At 62.8% G+C, this 15,683-nt stretch carries 17 protein-coding genes, 1 tRNA gene, 2 rRNA genes and 1 pseudogene (1 of these 21 running past the window's edge); 6 read left to right on the top strand and 15 right to left on the bottom strand.

The genetic code is table 11. The annotated features are described in order from the left end of the window. Together AIOL_RS03510 and rrf are read left to right on the top strand one after the other, a co-directional pair. Positions 1-2,590: ribosomal RNA gene (locus AIOL_RS03510) — 23S ribosomal RNA — on the top strand (it extends 236 nt beyond the left edge of the window). A 137-nt stretch (positions 2,591-2,727) separates the two neighbouring features. Then, positions 2,728-2,842, top strand: a 5S ribosomal RNA gene (rrf, locus tag AIOL_RS03505). Positions 2,843-3,090: 248 nt separating this feature from the next. Here rrf and AIOL_RS03500 read toward each other — a convergent pair. Continuing rightward, positions 3,091-4,191, bottom strand: a pseudogene (locus tag AIOL_RS03500) (IS3 family transposase). A 67-nt stretch (positions 4,192-4,258) separates the two neighbouring features. Here AIOL_RS03500 and AIOL_RS24840 point away from each other — a divergent pair. Next, positions 4,259-4,450 carry a hypothetical protein gene (locus tag AIOL_RS24840; protein WP_152912340.1) on the top strand — a complete coding sequence of 64 codons (192 nt, stop codon included), beginning with the start codon at positions 4,259-4,261 and terminating at the stop codon, positions 4,448-4,450. A 61-nt stretch (positions 4,451-4,511) separates the two neighbouring features. Here AIOL_RS24840 and AIOL_RS03490 read toward each other — a convergent pair. Next, positions 4,512-4,588: transfer RNA gene (locus tag AIOL_RS03490), tRNA-His, on the bottom strand. Positions 4,589-4,931: 343 nt separating this feature from the next. Here AIOL_RS03490 and AIOL_RS03485 point away from each other — a divergent pair. After that, entirely contained in the window at positions 4,932-5,849 is a 918-nt protein-coding gene (locus AIOL_RS03485; RefSeq protein ID WP_049641606.1) for a sulfite exporter TauE/SafE family protein, read from the top strand. Continuing rightward, positions 5,849-6,604 carry a TIGR02186 family protein gene (locus AIOL_RS03480; RefSeq protein WP_049641605.1) on the top strand — a complete coding sequence of 252 codons (756 nt, stop codon included), beginning with the start codon at positions 5,849-5,851 and terminating at the stop codon, positions 6,602-6,604. Before AIOL_RS03485 ends, AIOL_RS03480 begins: the two co-directional genes overlap by 1 nt. Positions 6,605-6,622: 18 nt before the next feature. Here AIOL_RS03480 and trmD read toward each other — a convergent pair whose 3' ends face one another. The 13 genes from trmD to ffh all read right to left on the bottom strand — a co-directional run bounded on the left by trmD (position 6,623) and on the right by ffh (position 15,035). Then, a complete protein-coding gene (gene trmD / locus AIOL_RS03475) occupies positions 6,623-7,426 on the bottom strand; it encodes a tRNA (guanosine(37)-N1)-methyltransferase TrmD (protein ID WP_049641604.1) in 804 nt (267 codons plus the stop codon). 41 nt (positions 7,427-7,467) lie between these two features. Then, complete coding sequence (locus AIOL_RS03470) at positions 7,468-8,271, bottom strand: hypothetical protein (RefSeq protein WP_049641603.1); 804 nt, start codon at positions 8,269-8,271, stop codon at positions 7,468-7,470. 30 nt (positions 8,272-8,301) lie between these two features. Continuing rightward, positions 8,302-8,832 carry a ribosome maturation factor RimM gene (gene rimM, locus AIOL_RS03465; RefSeq protein ID WP_049641602.1) on the bottom strand — a complete coding sequence of 177 codons (531 nt, stop codon included), beginning with the start codon at positions 8,830-8,832 and terminating at the stop codon, positions 8,302-8,304. 18 nt (positions 8,833-8,850) lie between these two features. Beyond that, positions 8,851-9,261 carry a 30S ribosomal protein S16 gene (rpsP, locus tag AIOL_RS03460; protein WP_049641601.1) on the bottom strand — a complete coding sequence of 137 codons (411 nt, stop codon included), beginning with the start codon at positions 9,259-9,261 and terminating at the stop codon, positions 8,851-8,853. A 45-nt stretch (positions 9,262-9,306) separates the two neighbouring features. Further along, a complete protein-coding gene (locus tag AIOL_RS03455; RefSeq protein ID WP_049641600.1) occupies positions 9,307-9,606 on the bottom strand; it encodes a chorismate mutase in 300 nt (99 codons plus the stop codon). After that, a complete protein-coding gene (locus tag AIOL_RS03450) occupies positions 9,599-10,222 on the bottom strand; it encodes a GNAT family N-acetyltransferase (protein WP_082152395.1) in 624 nt (207 codons plus the stop codon). Before AIOL_RS03450 ends, AIOL_RS03455 begins: the two co-directional genes overlap by 8 nt. Beyond that, positions 10,219-10,722: a GNAT family N-acetyltransferase gene (locus tag AIOL_RS03445; protein WP_053101168.1), complete on the bottom strand. Its 504-nt coding sequence runs from the start codon at positions 10,720-10,722 to the stop codon at positions 10,219-10,221. Before AIOL_RS03445 ends, AIOL_RS03450 begins: the two co-directional genes overlap by 4 nt. Continuing rightward, on the bottom strand, positions 10,719-11,243 hold the full coding sequence (locus AIOL_RS03440; RefSeq protein WP_049641599.1) for a GNAT family N-acetyltransferase: 525 nt from the start codon (positions 11,241-11,243) through the stop codon (positions 10,719-10,721). Before AIOL_RS03440 ends, AIOL_RS03445 begins: the two co-directional genes overlap by 4 nt. Further along, positions 11,240-11,776, bottom strand: a complete 537-nt coding sequence (locus AIOL_RS03435) for a GNAT family N-acetyltransferase (protein ID WP_049641598.1) — start codon at positions 11,774-11,776, stop codon at positions 11,240-11,242. Before AIOL_RS03435 ends, AIOL_RS03440 begins: the two co-directional genes overlap by 4 nt. A 2-nt stretch (positions 11,777-11,778) precedes the next feature. Then, positions 11,779-12,336 carry a GNAT family N-acetyltransferase gene (locus AIOL_RS03430; protein WP_049641597.1) on the bottom strand — a complete coding sequence of 186 codons (558 nt, stop codon included), beginning with the start codon at positions 12,334-12,336 and terminating at the stop codon, positions 11,779-11,781. Next, positions 12,333-12,863 (bottom strand): GNAT family N-acetyltransferase, encoded by a 531-nt coding sequence (locus AIOL_RS03425; protein WP_049641596.1) that lies wholly within the window; start codon positions 12,861-12,863, stop codon positions 12,333-12,335. The genes AIOL_RS03430 and AIOL_RS03425 overlap by 4 nt, the downstream gene beginning before the upstream one ends. 151 nt (positions 12,864-13,014) lie before the next feature. Beyond that, positions 13,015-13,542 carry a GNAT family N-acetyltransferase gene (locus AIOL_RS03420; RefSeq protein ID WP_049641595.1) on the bottom strand — a complete coding sequence of 176 codons (528 nt, stop codon included), beginning with the start codon at positions 13,540-13,542 and terminating at the stop codon, positions 13,015-13,017. Continuing rightward, positions 13,539-15,035, bottom strand: a complete 1,497-nt coding sequence (ffh, locus tag AIOL_RS03415; RefSeq protein ID WP_049641594.1) for a signal recognition particle protein — start codon at positions 15,033-15,035, stop codon at positions 13,539-13,541. Before ffh ends, AIOL_RS03420 begins: the two co-directional genes overlap by 4 nt. A 260-nt stretch (positions 15,036-15,295) precedes the next feature. On the opposite strand from ffh, the gene AIOL_RS03410 reads away from it, so the two are divergent. After that, positions 15,296-15,673: a VOC family protein gene (locus tag AIOL_RS03410; protein ID WP_049641593.1), complete on the top strand. Its 378-nt coding sequence runs from the start codon at positions 15,296-15,298 to the stop codon at positions 15,671-15,673. Positions 15,674-15,683 lie beyond the last annotated feature (10 nt).

Below are 15,683 nucleotides of genomic sequence, written 5' to 3'. Positions count from 1 at the left end.
ATCTAAGTACCCGGAGGAAAGGACAGCAATAGCTACTCCCCTAGTAGCGGCGAGCGAACGGGGACCAGCCGAGCCATGAGAGTGACTGGAACGACCTGGAAAGGTCGGCCGCAGCGGGTGACAGCCCCGTACAGGAAGCTCGATTGGACGTATTAAGTAGGGCGGAACACGTGAAATTCTGTCTGAAGATCGGAGGACCACCTTCGAAGGCTAAGTACTCCTTACTGACCGATAGCGAACCAGTACCGTGAGGGAAAGGTGAAAAGCACCCCGACGAGGGGAGTGAAACAGTACCTGAAACCGAACGCCTACAATCAGTTGGAGGCCCCTTGAGGGCTGACAGCGTACCTTTTGTATAATGGGTCATCGACTTGGTCTCACATGCAAGCTTAAGCCGTTAGGTGTAGGCGTAGCGAAAGCGAGTCTTAATAGGGCGTTGAGTTTGTGGGATCAGACCCGAAACCGAGTGATCTAGGCATGGCCAGGTTGAAGATACGGTAACACGTATTGGAGGACCGAACCCACTGACGTTGAAAAGTCACGGGATGAGCTGTGCCTAGGGGTGAAAGGCCAATCAAACTCGGAGATAGCTGGTTCTCCGCGAAATCTATTTAGGTAGAGCGTCACGTCTTACCCCGGGGGGTAGAGCACTGGATGGGTAATGGGGCCCCACAGGCTTACTGATCCTAACCAAACTCCGAATACCCGGGAGTACAATCGTGGCAGACACACGGCGGATGCTAACGTCCGTCGTGGAGAGGGAAACAACCCTGACCTACGACTAAGGCCCCTAATTCATGGCTAAGTGGGAAAGCAGGTGGGACGACCAAAACAACCAGGAGGTTGGCTTAGAAGCAGCCATCCTTTAAAGATAGCGTAACAGCTCACTGGTCTAAATAAGTTATCCTGCGGCGAAGATGTAACGGGGCTCAAGCCATGAGCCGAAGTCTAGGATGCCGTAAGGCATGGTAGCGGAGCGTAGTGTGAAATAGTCTCTTTCCTCCTTAGCGGCCTCGGCCGCGTTGGAGGAGCGAGGCTTTCTGTGAAGCGGGCGCGTGAGCGATCCCGTGGAGAGATCACTAGTGAGAATGATGACATGAGTAGCGACAAACAGGGTGAGAGACCCTGTCGCCGAAAATCCAAGGGTTCCTGCTTAAAGCTAATCTGAGCAGGGTAAGCCGACCCCTAAGGCGAGGCCGAAAGGCGTAGTCGATGGGAACCAGGTTAATATTCCTGGGCCAGGAGGATGTGACGGATCTCGAAGGTAGTTCACCCTTATCGGATTGGGTGGGCTGCTTAGGGGTCCCTGGAAATAGCCCTCCATTAGATCGTACCCTAAACCGACACAGGTGGATAGGTAGAGTATACCAAGGCGCTTGAGAGAACGATGTTGAAGGAACTCGGCAAAATACCTCCGTAAGTTCGCGAGAAGGAGGCCCAGTTCTAAGGCAACTTGGAGCTGGGGGCACAAACTAGGGGGTGGCGACTGTTTATTAAAAACACAGGGCTCTGCGAAGTCGCAAGACGACGTATAGGGTCTGACGCCTGCCCGGTGCTTGAAGGTTAAAAGGAGGAGTGAGAGCTCCGAATTGAAGCCCAAGTAAACGGCGGCCGTAACTATAACGGTCCTAAGGTAGCGAAATTCCTTGTCGGGTAAGTTCCGACCTGCACGAATGGCGTAACGACTTCCCCACTGTCTCCAACATCGACTCAGCGAAATTGAATTGCCTGTCAAGATGCAGGCTTCCCGCGGTTAGACGGAAAGACCCCGTGCACCTTTACTACAGCTTCACACTGGCATCAGGCCATGCATGTGCAGGATAGGTGGTGGGCTTTGAAGCAGGGACGCTAGTTCCTGTGGAGCCTCCCTTGAGATACCACCCTTGCATTGCTTGATGTCTAACCGCGGTCCGTTACCCGGATCCGGGACCCTGTGTGGCGGGTAGTTTGACTGGGGCGGTCGCCTCCTAAAGAGTAACGGAGGCGCGCGAAGGTTGGCTCAGAGCGGTCGGAAATCGCTCGTTGAGTGCAATGGCAGAAGCCAGCCTGACTGCGAGACTGACAAGTCGAGCAGAGTCGAAAGACGGCCATAGTGATCCGGTGGTCCCGCGTGGAAGGGCCATCGCTCAACGGATAAAAGGTACGCCGGGGATAACAGGCTGATGGTGCCCAAGAGTCCATATCGACGGCACCGTTTGGCACCTCGATGTCGGCTCATCTCATCCTGGGGCTGGAGCAGGTCCCAAGGGTACGGCTGTTCGCCGTTTAAAGAGGTACGTGAGCTGGGTTTAGAACGTCGTGAGACAGTTCGGTCCCTATCTGCCGTGGGTGTAGGAGATTTGAGAAGAGTTGCCCCTAGTACGAGAGGACCGGGGTGAACGAACCACTGGTGGACCAGTTGTCGTGCCAACGGCAGTGCTGGGTAGCTATGTTCGGACAGGATAACCGCTGAAGGCATCTAAGCGGGAAGCCCCCTTCAAAACAAGATCTCCCTGAGGACCGAGGTAGACCACCTCGTCGATAGGCCAGAGGTGTAAGTGCGGTAACGCATTCAGCTGACTGGTACTAATTGTCCGATAGGCTTGATTTGATCCAGTAGAAGCCAGGCGAACAGCCCTGGTTGGACATGCTGAGCTTTGCTCGCGCAAAGCCAGCGGATCAAGAGCACCACTAACATGTACTTGACAGACGTCCCGCGGGGGACGTCGAAACTTGGTTCTTTCTCGGTTTGGTGATCATAGCGCCAGTGAAACACCCGATCCCATCCCGAACTCGACCGTTAAGCACGGTAGCGCCGATGGTACTGCGTCTTAAGGCGTGGGAGAGTAGGTCATCGCCAAACCTAGTAAGAACCAAGCGTGTATCTCTCAACGATGGTACAAAAAATACAGCCGCCCCTCAGGGTGGCTTTTTTTTGTGCTAAAATTCTCGATCATATGGGCAACATGCTGGGAAGAGTTTCGCCCGCATCCACGCGAGCTGAACCGCTCCTCTAAGCCTCCGAGAATTTAGGCTAACTCATTTGGAGTTTTTGTCCGACCTTGAACCGCTCCGGGTTTGCTTGCGGTGACCTGCTCCGCTTAGGGTCCGCTAATTTGGGTTTGCTCTGTTCAGGTTTTGGTCTTCTTCTGACCGGTTAGCATATTCCGCCGGTGTCATGCCAGTGAGGCTAAAATGGGGCCGGTGGTGGTTGAAGTCGGTGCGCCATGCTGCCACCAGATTTCGTGCCTGGCGCAGACTATCGAACAGATGTTCATTCAAGCATTCATCCCTCATGCGTCCATTGAAGTTTTCCACGAATCCGTTTTGCATCGACTTACCGGGGGCGATGTAATGCCAATCGACCTTGCGGTCTTCTTGCCATTTCATGATCGAATTTGAAGTCAGTTCAGTGCCGCTATCGCTGACAACCAGACAGGGATAACCCTGCATCTCAGCGATCCGAACCAATTCACGGGCCAACCGCTCGCCTGACAGCGACGTATCAACCACCACTGCCAAGCATTCCCGGCTGAAGTCATCGATCACATTCAAGATGCGGAACCGGCGTCCGCAAGACAGGCTGTCAGATACGAAGTCTAGGCTCCACCGCTGGTTCGGTCCCTGCGGGATCGCCATGGGTGTTCTGCTGCCCACAGCGCGCTTGCGACCGCCCCGTTTGCGAACGGTTAAACCTTCCTCGCGGTAGATCCGGTACAGTTTCTTCCAATTCTGTCAACGGCGGCGTAAAAACCTGCCATCCCTCGCGCTTGAGCAGGATGAGCAAGCGGCGATACCCAAAACGCCGCCGTTCTGACGACAGCTCCTTCAACCGATCTCTCAGATCGGTCTCCGCTGGGCGCTTGGATGCACGTTGATACATATGCGGATCAATGCCCGCCAAAGCAAAAGCCCGCTTTTGGTTGTATCGTTTCTCAATCTTGGCTCAGGTCGCAGCACGGCGTCGCGATCCAGGCTCCAAACGTTTTTTCCCCACATCTCCTTCACGGTCGAAACATCCATCATCTGCTCGGCCAGCGCCTTCAGCTTCTTCGCACCAGACACCTCCATGCCGTCGCACTTGGACCGCCATTTGTAAAACGTCGCATCGCCGATGCCGTGCTTGCGGCACAGATCAGCCGCGGTCGCGCCCGCCTGATGCTCCTTCAATATCCCGATTACCTGTTCTTCACGAAAACGGCTTCTCTTCATCGTCTGTCTCCTCAGTTGGAGAACAGGCTAACCTCAAACGCAGGACATTTCATGGGAGCAGGTCACCATGATTGAAGAGCATCACGATGCCCGGGTTACGACAAGTCCGCCGAGAGAGGGTCAGCGTAGTTGGGATCAAGCTGTAAAAGCAACCGATGAGCATAAATTGCGACCAGCGACGGTGGATTTTGCGCGGGTTATCAAATCCACAGTTCTCATACTCTGGGGCCGCACACCTTTTAATACCGATTTTTTCTGAGACAAAACCGAGACAAAAGTCCAGCTTCGCTTCCAATCACCCGCGTAAGTCTTTGATTTTGTGGTACCGCCTCCCTGGCTTGAACAGGGGACCTCTGGATCCACAATCCAGCGCTCTAACCAACTGAGCTAAGGCGGCATCCTTTGTTTTCAGGAGCTTGGGGGATTGGCGGCAAATCCAAGTCCCCGGTAGGTCTCCCAAAACCGTATAGTTCGGGCGAGTTAGCACACTGGAATACCTGCGGCAAGCCTGACTTTCAGCTGATCAGAACGCCGGCTTTCCGGTTCGATTTTCTAGGGGTTTGGCCCTGTGATCCGCCGGGGCGCCGAGGGGCGCCCCCAGGCATCGTCCCGCCCCCCAATTGGCGATCTCGCCGCGTATGGCCCTTGCAACTGTTCCGATTTGCCGCAGGTGCAAACGGTGTTGAAACCTTTCTGCATTAGGTATGAGGGCGCGAAAAGCGCGACCTATTCGAGCTCCCATGCAAATCTATCTTCCCATCGCCGAGGTGTCGGTGAATGCCTTCCTACTGCTGGGCCTTGGCGGCCTCGTCGGCATCTTGTCGGGGATGTTTGGTGTGGGCGGTGGGTTCCTGATGACGCCGCTGTTGTTCTTCATCGGCATCCCGCCCGCGGTGGCCGTGGCGACCGAGGCGAACCAGATCGTGGCCTCGTCCTTTTCGGGTCTCCTGGCGCATCTCAAGCGCAAGACGGTGGACTTCCGCATGGGCACGGTGTTGCTGATTGGCGGGCTGGTGGGGGCGGCCATCGGGGTGCAGGTCTTTGCCGCGCTTCGCGCCGTCGGGCAGGTCGATCTGCTCGTAAGGCTTTGTTATGTGGTGTTTTTGGGGATCATCGGCGCGCTGATGTTCGTCGAGAGCCTGAACGCGATCCGCCGCATGGGCAAGCCCGGCGCCGCGCCCAAGCGCAAAAAGCACAACTGGATCCACGCGCTACCGGGCAAGATGAAGTTCCGCACCAGCGGGCTTTATATCTCTGTGATCCCGCCGCTGATCGTCGGGCTGCTCGTGGGGGTGCTGGCGGCGATCATGGGCGTGGGCGGCGGGTTCATCATGGTGCCCGCGATGATCTATCTGCTGGGCATGCCGACCAAGGTGGTCGTGGGCACGTCGCTGTTTCAGATCATCTTTGTCACCGGTTTCACCACGCTGATGCATGCCACCACGAACTACACGGTGGACATGGCGCTGGCGGTGCTCTTGCTGGTCGGCGGGGTCGTCGGCGCGCAGATCGGCACGCGGATCGGGGTGCGGCTTAAGGCCGAGCAGCTGCGCATCCTGCTGGCGCTGATCGTGCTGGGGGTCTGCGGCAAGCTGGCCTTTGACCTTCTGGTGCAGCCGAACGAGCTTTACTCCCTTGGCGCTGCGGGGGGGCACTGATGCTGCGTTGGATCGCCATTCTGCTGCTGTTCCCTTGGGCCGCCCAGTCCGAGACGGTTGTGGCGGGGCTTAGCCAGAACCGGGTGTCGATCACGGCCAATTTCGATGGCTCCGAGATCCTGATCTTCGGGGCCGTGAAGCGCGAGGCACCGGATGGGCTTGACCTACCTATCGACGTGATCATTGCGGTCGAGGGCCCCTCCGAACCCGTCATGGTGCGCCGCAAAGAGAAGTGGTTCGGCATCTGGGTGAACCGCGACGCGGTAGAGGTCGACTCGGCCCCGAGCTTTTACAAGGTCGCCACCACGGGGCGGTTCGACGAGGTGCTCAGCGAGACCGAGGACCTGCGCCATAATGTGTCCATAGAGCGCGCGATCCGGCGCGTCGATGCCCCGCAGGGCATCATGGATGCCGAACGCTTTACCGAGGCGCTGATCCGCATCCGCAAGCGCGAAAGAGTCTATCAAGAGCGGCCATACACGGTGATTCTGAGCGAGCGCACGCTGTTTCGCTCCTCTGTCGCACTGCCTGCGAACCTGACGGAGGGGAACTATAAGGTCCGTATTTTCCTGACCCGCGAAGGCAATGTGATCGACGCACATGAGACGAAGATCTACGTGCGAAAGGTCGGGCTGGAGCGTTTCCTCTACAACCTGTCGCGCGAGCAGCCGCTGCTTTACGGGATTATGTCTCTGGCGATCGCGATCGCCGCGGGCTGGCTTGCCTCTGCGGTGTTCCGCTACGTGCGCAGCTAGGCGCGATGGGCGGCGGCTTTAGGTGTCGTCGCCATCGTTTTGATGCGCATTCCAAAGGTCCGGGCGTCGCTCTTGAGTCAGCTCTTCGGACTGCGCCTGGCGCCATTTCGCGACCGCGCCGTGATCCCCTGACAGCAGCACATCCGGGATAGGGCGGCCCTGCCAGACGGCGGGCCGGGTGAATTGCGGGTGCTCCAGTAGGCCGTTGGAAAAGCTCTCATCCTCGGCGCTCTCAGCGTTCCCGAGGACGCCGGGCAAGAGCCGCACGGTGGCGTCGATCATCGCCTGCGCGGCGATCTCGCCGCCGGTCATGACAAAGTCGCCGAGGCTGATCTCTTCGATGTCGTAATGGTCGATGATGCGCTGGTCGAGCCCCTCGAACCGGCCGCAGATCATCGTCACGCCCTGCGCCTGGCTGAGACGCTCGGCGGTGGCCTGGGTAAAGGGGCGACCGCGCGGCGACAGGTAGATCAGCGGCCAGCGCCCCCGGTCCACGCCGCGCATTGTGTGCTCCACTGCGGCGCCCATCACGTCCGCGCGCAGCACCATGCCCGCGCCGCCGCCGGCGGGCGTGTCGTCGACGTTGCGATGCTTGCCCTCGCCAAAGGGGCGCAGATCCACGGGCTCCAGTTGCCAAAGCCCCTGATCCAGCGCCTTGCCGGTCAGCGAGGCCCCCAGCACGCCGGGGAAGGCCTGCGGGAAGAGCGTGATCACCTTCGCGGTCCAGGCCTGGGCGAGCACGGGCTTGTCGCGCATCAGCGCGCGCGGCTGCACCGTCGCCTTAATAGACAACCGACCGTGGGATTTTGTGGGCTTCTCCATGGGGGGCGGGGATACGCGCAGCGCCCGCTGCCACGCAAGGGCTATTCGCGGCGCGCGCCCTGTTCCGCCTTCCACAGCGCCTCTTTCTTTTGGCGCAGCGCCGATCCGGCCGGGCGGGACCGATTGAGCTCTAAGAGCTCGGCGCAAAGGGCGTCGGAGGCGCCGGCATGCCTATCGGGCGGCGGAACAAACATGCCGTCCTCTGCGAGGCCCAGCAGGTCGAGCACGAAACGCCCAGGCCCCAGAGCGTCGCCGCTTGTCTCTTCGAGCGCGCGGATATGGGTCTGGGCGGGGGCCACGGCCTTGGCGATCTTCTCGGCCTCGCGCCTTAGGTCGAACCCGTCAGCGAAGCGGGCGGTGAAGGTCGCAAGATCCTCGGTCAGCGGCTTTGTGCGCAGCTGGTGGCCCCAGACCGAGCGCAGAAAGTTGTCGCGTTCGCGGATGGTGTAGAGGAACTCCACCTGCGCCTCCGATCCAAAGCGCCCGCGCACCGCGCCCAGTATCTCCTTGGCCAGGCGAATGGCTACGGGCGCATAGCGCGTGGCAGGGCGCCCGAAACGCGACGCGCCAAGCATCGCGCCAGAGAGGCTCTCGCGGCTGATCAGGATCACCGGCGCATCGGGCACGTCGTTGAGGAACGCGGTCAGGCCACGGCGAAACGCCCATCGGCGCCAAGGCAGGGGCCGCTCGCCATAGATCCGCCCAAGGCGGCGGGCCTCGCCAAGCTGCTGGCCCATATAGATTGCCGCATGCGGGGCGAGCCGCGCGCGGTTCGCCTTGAGAAAGCTCTGTAGGCTGGTCGTGCCGGTCTTGTGGAAACCGGCGTGGATGATGACGCGCGTCACGGGGTTGCCCGCGTGCCGAGCGCGAGGGCGCTAGGCATCGTCGGCCCGATCAAAGACCCCCTCTGGGGGATCCGCGATAATGCGGCCCGCCTTGACGTCGACGGTGGGCACCGCCTCCATTGTGAAGGGCAGCAGCGCAGGCTCTTTCTGGCCCTTTACGGCCACCTCAAGCAGGTCGCTGGCGCCATGGTTGAGCACCGCCTTCACGCGCCCCAGCTCTGCCCCGCCGGTGTCCAAAACGGTCAAGCCGATAAGGTCGGCGTGATAGTATTCGTCGTCCGGCAGATCTGGCAATGCGGACCGGTCGGCATAGAGCCGCGTGCCGCGCAACGCGTCGGCGGCTTCCTTTTTGCGGATGCCCTCCACCCTCGCGGCAAAGCCGTTCTTGATCGGGCGGGTGATCTTGAGCGTGAAGGTCCGCCCGCCATCCTCAGAGGATAGCGGGCCGTAATCGGCCACCGCCTCGGGCTCGGCGCAGAAGCTTTTCAGCCGCACCTCGCCCGACACGCCGAAGGCGCCGGCGATGGCGCCGACACAGACCTTATCTTTGTTCTTGGCCAAGCCCTTAGAAGGGGCGGATTACTCCGCCGTCTCCTCGGCTGCGGCTTCCTCTGCAGGTGCCTCGGTCGCCTCTTTGGCGGCCTCTGCTGCAGCGGCGGCCTTCTCGGCCTTCGCCTCGGCGAGGTCCTTGGCTTTTTGGCCGGGCTCTGCCTTCTTGGGGTTGTTGCGCTCGGCTATGGGGCGCTCGCCTGCGGCCTCGAGCATTCGCGCGATCCGGTCGGTGGGCTGGGCGCCCTGGCTGATCCAGTAGTTCACGCGCTCGATGTCCATTTTGACGCGCTCTTCGCTGTCCTTGGGCAGGAGCGGGTTATAGGTGCCGAGCTTTTCGATAAAGCGGCCGTCGCGCGGCATGCGGCTGTCGGCGGCCACGATGCGGTAGAACGGGCGTTTCTTCGAGCCCGCGCGGGCCAGTCTGATCTTCATTGCCATTGTGGTGTCTCCTTTGGAATGGCGGAGATGGGGTGTAACCCCATCCTACGATTGGTGTTTCCGGTGGTGCTGAATCACTTCAGCGATAATGAACTCCAAGAATTTCTTGGCGAATTCGGGGTCCAGCTCGGCGTCTTCGGCCAGCTGGTTGAGCCGCGCGATCTGGCGCGACTCGCGGTCGGGGTCAGAGGCCGGCAGGTCATGCGCGGCCTTCAGCTTGCCCACGGACTGGGTATGCGCAAAGCGCTCGCCCAGGGTGTAGACCAGGATCGCGTCCAGCCGGTCGATGCTGGCGCGGTGCTCCTTCAGCAGCTCCTGGGCGCGGGTTACTGCGTCGTCAGTCATGGTCGTTCTGCCCTGTCGGTATTGCGTCGGTATTACGTCGGTTTGACGTCGGTGCCGTGTGGCGATACGCGGTGTCGGTGTCGCGATAGATCGCGGGCACGGCGCCCTCGTCCTCCACCGCGCCGAGGCGCTTGGCCAAAGCGATGGAGCGGGTGTTCTTGCGGTGGATCATGCTGATCAGGCTGGGCAGGCCCAGCGTGTCGAAGGCATAGGCCCGCACCGCAGCGGCGGCCTCAAGCGCGTAGCCCGCGCCCTCGGCCTCGGCCACCAAGAGCCAGCCCAGCTCTAGCTCGGGATCGGTGGTCTCAATGCCCAGCCCGAAGAGCCCCAGCACCGCGCCGTCAGATTTGCGGGCGACCGTCCAATAGCCCACGCCGCGCAAGAGCCAGCCAGACACCGCATTGGCGAAGTCGAGCCAGGCCTCTTCCTCGTCGAAGGGCCCGCCGATGAAGGCGCTGCGGTCGGTACGCCAGATGGGCTCTAGCGTCTCCCAATCCGCAAGCTCGGGCGCGCGCAGGATCAGGCGCTCGGTCTCCAGCCGCGGGATCACCGCCACCAGCGCCTGGCGCAGCGCCTCGCCCTGGGGCAGGGGCATCAGAAAGGGACGACGCGTCATTGAGAGGCCCCCGGGTTCGGGTGGCGGAAGGCGCCGTGCGGCGCCGGGAGGTTCAAAAGCGCCGCGCCTGGGTCGCGCACCGCGCCGAGGCGGCGCGCCAGCGCCAAGCTGCGCGGATTGTCGTCGGCGATGTAGCTGACAGCGGTCGCCCAACCCAGCGTGCCAAATGCGTAGTCGCGGCTGGCCTGCGCGGCCTCAAAGGCGAGCCCCTTGCCCTCATGCGCATCGCTCCAGATGTGCCAAGCCAGCTCCGGCTCGGGGTAGCCCTCTGGCTGGTGCGGCCCGACCAGCCCGATCACATGGCCGCCGGTCTCGACGATAAAGCGACCATGGGATTTGGACTGCCAATGGGACATCACCGCGTCAAAGCCGGCGCTTGCGGCACCCGCGTCCTGCCGCAGACCGGTGCGCGCCCGCCGGTCGCTGGTGTAGAACGCCACATATGGCGCGCGGTCCGCCTCCACGGGGCGGCGAAGGGTAAGCCGGTCGGTCTGGATCATTGCAGCGCCTCCGGGGCCGGGTGGCGATAGACCACGGTGTCCTCGGGCGTGTCGCCATCGGCATAGGCCGCGGTGGCGTCGGGCACCGCGCCAAGGCGTTCGGCCACCGCGATCGAGGCCGCGTTCTGGAGCGAGATATAGCTGACCAGGGTGCTCCACCCCAGCGTGCCATAGGCAAAATCGCGGGCGGCGCGGGCCGCCTCGGTCACATATCCATGGCCGCGATGGTCCGCGTAGAGATACCAGCCCAGCTCGCGCTCGGGGAAGGCCGGAGGACGCCCAAACCCGCAGCCGCCCAGCAGGGCGGCATCGCTCTGACGCTCCAGCGTCCAGTAGCCAAAGCCCTGCAGCTGCCAGCTCGCGATCTCTCCTGCGAAGAGGTGCCAGGCCATGTTGCGGTCTTCCGGCCCGCCCATGAACTTGCTGTCCTCGGACGCCCAGAGCGCCGCGAAGGCGTCGAAATCCTCCATCCGGTGGGCGCGCAGGGTCAGGCGCTCTGTCTGAAGCGTCGGTGCGGTCATGACAGCCCCTCTGGTCGGGGATGGCGGTAGACCAGGACCTCTTTGTCGGTCTCCATCAGCGGCGCGTCGGGGTCTAGAACGGCGCTCAGGCGCTGGGCCAAAGCGACCGAGCGGATATTGCCCGCCTCGATATAGCTGACGGCGGTGTCCCAGCCGAGCTGGCCAAAGGCAAAGTCGCGGGCCGCACTTGCGGCCTCGAACATCAGGCCTTTGCCTTCCAGGTCGTCGCGCCACATCGTCCAGCCGAGTTCCTTCTCGGGCCAATCCGCCGGGAACCACGGCCCGGTCATGCCGATGGCGGTATTGCTGCCGCGCTCGGTGACTATGAAAGAGCCAAAGCCGCGCAGCACCCACATGCCCACCGCATGGCCGAAGGCGCGCCAGGACTTGCCCTGGGTATAGGGCCCGCCGATGTAGCGCGCCCGATCCGAGCGCGCGAAATCGTCCCATTGCGGCCAATCGCCGGGCTGCGGCGCGCGCAGGATCAAGTTCTCGGTCTCGATCAGGGGGGTGTTGGTGAGCAGCGCGGTCATGCCTAATGCCCCACCGCTTCGCTGCTTGCGGGCACGAGCAGATCCTGGAGCGCGGGATGGCGATAGAGATGCTCGCGCCCATGGGTGGGCGTCTCGACATCGCGCTCATGGGTTGCGCCAAGTCGCTCTGCGAGGCGGATCGAGCGTGTGTTGCCCGGAAAAATAAGAGAGCACAGAGGGCCCATGCCCCAGGCGGTATAGGCGTGCAGGCGGGCCGCGGTGGCGGCCTCGGCCATCACGCCCTTGCCCTCGGCGCCCTCGAACGCGACCCAGCCAAGCTCGGGCTCGGGCCAGCCCTCGGGGTCCCAGATCCCGGTCATGCCAAGCGCCGCGCCGGTGGTCTTGTCCTCAATCGCCCAATAGCCCTTGCCCTGCAGGTGCCATTGCCCGATCGCCGCAGCAAACCAGCGCCAGGCGTCGTTGCGATTCTTCGGTCCGCCAAAGCCCCAGGAGCGTTCCTTGATGGCGAAGAACGCGGCGATGGGCTCGAAATCGCTGGCGTTAAAGCTGCGCAGAATGAAGCGTTCGGTTTCCAGGTTGGGGGCGGGGGTGATACTCATGACGCGCCTCCCGGGCCGGGGTGCCGCCAGCATTCCATAGCGCCCATATCCTCGTGCACATAATCGGGATCGCGGGTGCAGCCTATGCGCTCGGCCAGCTTGGAGGAGCGGGTGTTGCCCGGCATCACCATGCTGATCACGGTCGTCCAGCCCAGCGTCTCATAGGCCCATCGGCGCGAGGCCAGGGCGGCCTCAAAGGCCACACCCTTGCCCTCGGCGGCGGCGAAGACCGACCAGGCGATCTCTGGCTCGGGCCAATCGGGCGGGTGGAAGGGGCCGACGACGCCAAGCGGTTCGTCAGTGGATTTGTCGGCCACCAGGAAGCGCCCGAAGCCATGGAAATGCCAATGCCCGATGATCTCGGCGAATTTCTCCCAAGCGTCGCCCACCCCGTGCGGCCCGCCCACGCCCGCGCTGCGCACCGGGTCGGCGCGGAACGCTGCCCAGGCCGGGAAATCCGCCATGGTGGGCGCCCGCAGCACCAGCCGCTCGGTGGTGAGGGTGGGGATTTTGTGCAGTGCGGTCATCTTCGAGCGGGCCTTGTTTGAGCGAGCCTTGATCCAAATGGGCGCTTCCGCGCGCTCTTTTTAGGTGCGTGGCGAGGCGACGCTCCATCATTGGCGTCGTATTGGTGGAGAGGGCGCGCAGCCCGTATTTTTGGCCAAGAAGAAGCAGGGGTCACGACATGCCCTCCGGCGTTAGCACGAAGCGGCGCGCGGTGGAAAAATGCGCGGGCGGCGGGGTTGCGGTATCCTCGGCGGCGCCGAGGCGGGCGGCCATTTTCAGCGAGGCGGCGTTGTCGCGGTCAATATAGGCGGGGATGCTCTGCCAGCCCTTGGCGAAGAGTTCCGTGAGGATCGCGCGGGTGGCCTCGGTGGCGTAGCCCTGGCCCGACACGCTTTCGTTCCAGAGTGTCCAAGTCATCTCTGCCTCGTCCTCATCGGAGGCCTGAAGCAGTCCGACATGGCCAAAACCCGGCTGCTCGGGGTCGGTGGTTATCGCATAGCGGCCAAAGCCGCGCGCCGTCCATTGCGCGACCATGGCGTTGAACATCTCGGTCGCGGCCTCTGCCGTCATCGTGGCGGTCGGGACCGAGGAGCGCGGCGATTGGCGATAGGCCACATAGCCCGGCAGGTCCCGCGCCGCGAGGCCGCGCAGGGTCAGGCGATCCGTGCGGATCGGGGATATGGCCGGGTAATTCGTCACTTCTTCTTGCCAAAGCCCGAGAGGCCCGGGGGCAGCGCCATGCCGCCACCGCCGAGGCCTGGTAGGCCGCCCGGGGGCATGCCGCCGCCGGGGCCACCCATCGAGGCCGCGGCCTTTTGGATATCCGCCTGCGTGGGCCCGCCCTTGCCGAACATGCCGCCCAGCATCTGGCGCAGCGCGCCGCCCTTGCCCTTGCCGAGCTTCTTCATCATGTCCGCCATCTGCCGCTGCATCTTCAGCAGGCGGTTCAGCTCGGAGACCTCCATGCCGGAGCCCTTGGCGATGCGCTTTTTGCGGCTGGCCTGCAGGATCTGCGGGTTGGCGCGTTCCTTCTTGGTCATCGACTGGATCAGCGCGATCTGGCGGCGGATCATCGTGTCGTCGACGCCGGCCTCGCCCATCTGTTTCTGCATCTTGCCGACGCCGGGCAGCATGCCCATCAGGCCCTCCATGCCGCCCATCTTCTGCATCTGCTCAAACTGGGACTTGAGGTCGTTCATGTTGAACTGACCCTTTTGGAAGCGCCTCATCATGCGCTCGGCCTGCTCGGCTTCGATGGTCTGCTGGGCCTTCTCCACAAGCGAGACGATGTCGCCCATGCCCAGGATGCGGCCCGCGATGCGCTCGGGATGGAATTCCTCGATCGCGTCCATCTTCTCGCCCAGGCCGACGAACTTGATCGGCTTGCCGGTGACCGCGCGCATCGACAAGGCCGCGCCGCCGCGCCCGTCGCCGTCCATCCGGGTCAGCACCACGCCGGACACGCCGATGCGCTGGTCGAAATTCTCGGCGGTGTGCACCGCGTCCTGGCCGGTCAGCCCGTCCACCACCAACAGCGTCTCGCGCGGGGTGGTCACGTCGCGCACGGCCTCGACCTCGGCCATCAGCTCTTCGTTGATCGAGAGCCGCCCGGCGGTGTCGAGCATGTAGACATCATAGCCGCCCAGGGTGGCCTGCTGCTTGGCGCGCTTGGCGATGTCGCGGGGCATCTCGCCCGCCACGATGGGCAGCGTGTCCACGCCGATCTGGCGGCCCAGCACGGCGAGCTGCTCTTGCGCGGCGGGGCGGTAGGTGTCCAGCGAGGCCATCAGCACGCGCTTGCCGTTCACATCCGTCAGCCGCTTGGCCAGCTTGGCGGTGGTGGTCGTCTTGCCCGAGCCCTGCAGGCCGACCATCAGGATCGGCGCGGGCGGGCTGTCGATCTTCAGCGCGCCGGGGTCCTCGTTGTCGCCGGCCAGCACATGCACCAGCTCGTCATGCACGATCTTGACGACCTGCTGGCCGGGGGTGACGGACTTGGTGACCGCCTGGCCGGTGGCCTTCTCCTGCACCGCCTTGACGAAGTCCCGCGCCACGGGCAGCGAGACGTCGGCCTCAAGCAGGGCCACGCGGACCTCGCGCAGCGCGGTCTTGACGTCGTCCTCGGACAGCGCGCCCTGCTTGGTCAGCCGGTCGAACACGCCGCTTAGGCGTTCTGATAGGTTCTCAAACATCGGGCAAGGGCCCCCTTTTATTGCTTCCTCGGGCCACATATAGGCATGACCCAAACGACTTTCGCCCCCACGGGCGTAACACGCTGGTGGAGGGCGATCCCCTGACGTTGGGGACCGGAAGGTCGAAGCTTCCGGTTGATTGGCTGGTCTTATGAAGGGAAGATGGGCGCGAGTCAATGCGCGTTCAAGGGGCGGCCAGGGTCCCGGCCAGGGGCGCATTTTGGCGCAGCGGAGCTGCAACCATAAAGGAGGAGCGCCTCGTGCAGATAACAGGTTTTGATCACATCGTCCTAAGCTGCCACGACGTGCCCGCAATGGTCGCGTTCTACCGCGACGCCCTGGCGATGCGCGTGGGCGAGGAACGCCCCGGCAAGTGGTCCATCTGGTTCGGCCCGCACAAGATCAGCCTGCAAGACGAGGCCACCAAGCCCGCGCTGGCGGTCGCGACATTGCCGGGCACGGGCAACTTCTGCGTGCTGACAGAGACCCCCGTGGCCGAGGTCGCTGACCGGCTGCGCGCGCAGGGCGTCGAAATCCTGGACGGTCCGGGTCAGAGAGAGGGCGCCACGGGCCCGATCATGTCGGTGTATTTCCGCGACCCTGAGGGCAATTTGATCGAAGTCTCTAACCCGATCTGACAACGGCCCT

Source organism: Candidatus Rhodobacter oscarellae (assembly GCF_001078595.1).
Lineage (GTDB): Bacteria > Pseudomonadota > Alphaproteobacteria > Rhodobacterales > Rhodobacteraceae > Rhodobacter_B > Rhodobacter_B oscarellae.
Note: the sequence above shows the minus strand (reverse complement) of the source record. Positions and strands in the feature narration are given on the sequence as shown.